The sequence below is a fragment of the Halomonas sp. BC2 genome (assembly GCF_002078115.1).
Taxonomy (GTDB): Bacteria; Pseudomonadota; Gammaproteobacteria; order Pseudomonadales; family Halomonadaceae; genus Vreelandella; species Vreelandella stevensii.
Genome location: NZ_LFGT01000008.1, coordinates 107,135 through 110,386 on the forward strand (window position 1 = coordinate 107,135; position 3,252 = coordinate 110,386).

4 protein-coding genes are annotated in these 3,252 nt (G+C 64.2%); 2 read left to right on the forward strand and 2 right to left on the reverse strand.

Annotation, left to right across the window (positions count from 1 at the left end):
- Both B7L71_RS05845 and B7L71_RS05850 read right to left on the reverse strand, forming a co-directional pair.
- On the reverse strand, window positions 1–468 hold a 468-nt coding region (locus B7L71_RS05845), incomplete at its 3' end, for a DNA-processing protein DprA (protein ID WP_170919440.1).
- 121 nt (window positions 469–589) lie between these two features.
- Window positions 590–1,633, reverse strand: coding sequence for a LysM peptidoglycan-binding domain-containing protein (locus B7L71_RS05850; RefSeq protein ID WP_081136604.1), 1,044 nt, complete (start codon window positions 1,631–1,633; stop codon window positions 590–592).
- Between the two features lie 168 nt (window positions 1,634–1,801).
- Between B7L71_RS05850 and def the strand changes: the two genes are divergently transcribed.
- Both def and fmt read left to right on the forward strand, forming a co-directional pair.
- Complete coding sequence (gene def, locus B7L71_RS05855) at window positions 1,802–2,314, forward strand: peptide deformylase (RefSeq protein WP_081136606.1); 513 nt, start codon at window positions 1,802–1,804, stop codon at window positions 2,312–2,314.
- A 136-nt stretch (window positions 2,315–2,450) separates the two neighbouring features.
- The coding region (gene fmt / locus B7L71_RS05860; RefSeq protein WP_081136608.1) for a methionyl-tRNA formyltransferase at window positions 2,451–3,252 on the forward strand (802 nt) is incomplete at its 3' end.

Genomic DNA, 3,252 nt, shown 5'->3' on the forward strand with positions numbered 1-3,252 from the left:
CTGGGCAACGCCATCGACGCCCAGCGCCATACCGCTGACGATGCACCAGCCACGGCTGGCCAGCTCACGGGCAAACGCCTGGGCATGGCCACTGCCTTCGGCGGTCGGTTTGCGGGTGCCCACCATGGCCAGGCCCGGGCCCTCCAGCGCCTGCAAATCCCCTTGTGCCCACAGCACCACGGGCGGGTCCGGCAATTGGTTCAGCAAGGCAGGCCAGGCCGGGTGGTCGCGGTGCAGCAGATGACGATGGGGCGCCTTATCAAGCCACGCCTCGGTCTCTTCCACCACCTGTTGAAGCGGGCTGCGCTGAGGCTGCGCCAGCCATAATCTGAGGGCATTGGCCGCTGCACTGGGCAGCGCCGCCAGCCAGCCCTGTGGCCACTGGGGCGAGCGGGCCACCAGCTGTGCAATACGGGTTGCGCCCATGCCGGGCAATGCATTGATTACCAGCCACTCCCTGGCGTCCATCGCCACCTCCTTTTCATCGTTCGAGTACCCCTGCGGCTTACCGGGCTATGTACAAAAACCAGGTTATGTACAAGAACCAGGTTATGTACGAAAACCAGGCTGAGTACGAAATGCACGAACACTAGCGCTGAGGAGATCTCACCACGTCACCCACGGCCAACACATTGGAAGCCTGCATGACCAGCGCATAGCTCATGTGACTGTAGGGTTTGAAGATCATCACGAGGCCCGCCTCGGTGGCGGGCAACTGAATCAGCTCCTGGGTGCGCGGGTCGTTGACCACTTCGCCCTGCTGATCGACACGCAGGACATGGCCGGGCTGCAGGCCATCCTGGGTGCCTAGATCCAGCGCCACGACCTGCAACCGGCCAATGAAGCGAACGCCGCTGGGCACGGCCACGATCCGCCCGGCCACCTGGTTCAGCGGCGCCCTGGGAGCAAAGGCCTCGCTGCCCGGAATATCTTCCAGCGGCAGCAGGATGTCGTTGTTGCGCACTTCCTGGTTGGCACGCAGTACTTCGACACGTGAAATATCGCCTTCACTGCTGATGCGCCGCGCTTCGCCGATACTGATCAACTCGTCGCCCAGCAGGGTGCCGTCTGCTGCCAGGTAAGGCTCGCCGGGGCGATAGATCCCCAGCCGCTGGCGGGCGGGCAGCTCGCCACGCACATAGAGCGTATCCCCGGCACCGCTGATCAGCCGCTGGTTGTCGCCACCCACCACATAGGCCAACTCCTGAATGTCCTCACCCGGCTCGACCACCCGGTGGTCGCGCAAGAAAGAGCGCACCACGTCCATGGGAATGGGCGTGATCGCTTCTCGCTCGGGAACGCTGCGCATTTGCGGCGATAGCCGCACCACACTCTGACCACGCTCCAGCGTCAGGCACGGCTGGCCCTGGCAATCGCCCAGTATCAGTATGTCGCCCGGGTAGATGAGGTGCGGGTTGCGAATCTGCGGGTTGGCTTGCCACAGCGAGGGCCACTGCCAGGGGGAGCGCAGGTAGCGTGCGGAGATATCCCATAGCGTATCCCCGGCGACCACTTCATAGCGCTCGGGCGCATCGCTGCGCAGCCGCTCCCAAGCGTGCGCCGCCGGGCTTAGCGCCAGCACCGCCAGCAGCACCCCAAACACGCTGTGATACAACGGCTTTCTAGCCACCATCCCGTTCTCCCCTCGTTATCCCCTGATGATTGTTTGAAGCGGCTGCGAGCGCGTGCCCAGGAACGCTTATGGCGTGATATAGTGGTCAATATAAAGCACTTAGGCCCGCCAACCCAGCGCGGCGCCTGCTCATCTTCAAGACTCTGCATAAACGGTGACGGTAACGCCATGGCCAAACTTCCTATTCTCGTATTTCCTGACGAGCGCCTGCGCACCAAGGCGGTCGCGGTGGAAACCGTGGACGACGAGGTCCGCCAGCTCGTGGATGACATGCTGGAGACCATGTACGACGCCCGAGGCATCGGCCTGGCCGCCACGCAAGTCGACGTGCACCGCCGGGTGGTGGTCATGGACGTCAGCGACGACAACTCCCAGCCGCTGGTGATGATCAACCCCCGCTATGAGCCTATCGGCGAAGAGCGTGAGCCGCTGTCGGAAGGCTGCCTGTCGATTCCCGAGTATTACGCCGAAGTACCGCGCTACCTGAAGGTCAAGCTGACGGCGCTGGACCGCCACGGCGAGCCCTACGAGCTGGAAGCCGACGGCTTGCTGGCCCACTGCATTCAGCATGAGTACGATCACCTGGAAGGCGTGCTGTTCGTGGATTATCTGTCCCCGCTCAAGCGCGACCGGGTCATGAAAAAAATGCAGAAGCGCTACAAGCAGATGAACGACGCCTGACCCCGGTTGCGTCATCTGGCCCTGGGCCGAGCTGACAACGTTGCCCCACAAGCTTACCTGTGACGACAACGCTGCCTCTCGGCCCTCCTGCGTTTCATCGGCAGCACTTTCTCTTTTCACTCAAGGGCTCTCCACCATGTCACCGTTACGCGTTGTTTTTGCTGGCACGCCAGACTTCGCCGCCTCCAGCCTTGCTGCCCTTCTCGACAGCGAACACGAAGTGGTGGCGGTCTACACCCAGCCCGACCGCCCTGCCGGTCGGGGACGTAAACTCACTCCCAGCCCGGTCAAACAGCTGGCTCAAGCCCAAGCGCTGCCGGTGTATCAACCCATCAGCCTGAAAGACGCCGAGGCCCAGGCCGAGCTGGCGGCCCTGAACGCCGATGTGATGGTCGTGGTGGCCTACGGGCTGCTGCTCCCCCAGGCAGTGCTGGATACGCCGCGCCTGGGCTGCATCAACGTACACGCCTCGCTGCTTCCCCGCTGGCGCGGCGCGGCGCCCATTCAGCGCGCCATCGAAGCGGGCGATAGCGCCTCGGGCGTCACCATCATGCAGATGGATGCGGGCCTGGATACCGGCGCCATGCTGCACGAAGTGCGCACCCCGATCACGCCCCGCACCACGGGCGGCGACCTGCACGACCGCCTGGCCATTCAAGGGGCCAATGCGCTGATCCACGTGCTGGACAACCTCGACAACGGCAGCCTTCAAGCCACCGCCCAGCCCGACGAAGGCGTCACCTACGCCGCCAAGCTCAGCAAGGCCGAGGCCGAACTGGACTTCTCTCAGCCTGCCGAGCAGCTGGCGCGCAAGATTCGCGCCTTCAACCCCTGGCCTGTAGCCTGGTGCGCGCTGGGCAACGACCGCCTGCGCCTGCTGATGGCCAGCGTCGAACCCGGCGAGCAGCCCGCCTGCCCGCCAGGCACGCTGCTGGCAC

Coding starts and splice junctions, on each gene's coding strand:
- B7L71_RS05850 (WP_081136604.1), bottom strand. CDS start 1,633: ATGGTGGCTAGAAAGCCGTTGTATCACAGCGTGTTTGGGGTGCTGCTG.
- def (WP_081136606.1), top strand. CDS start 1,802: ATGGCCAAACTTCCTATTCTCGTATTTCCTGACGAGCGCCTGCGCACC.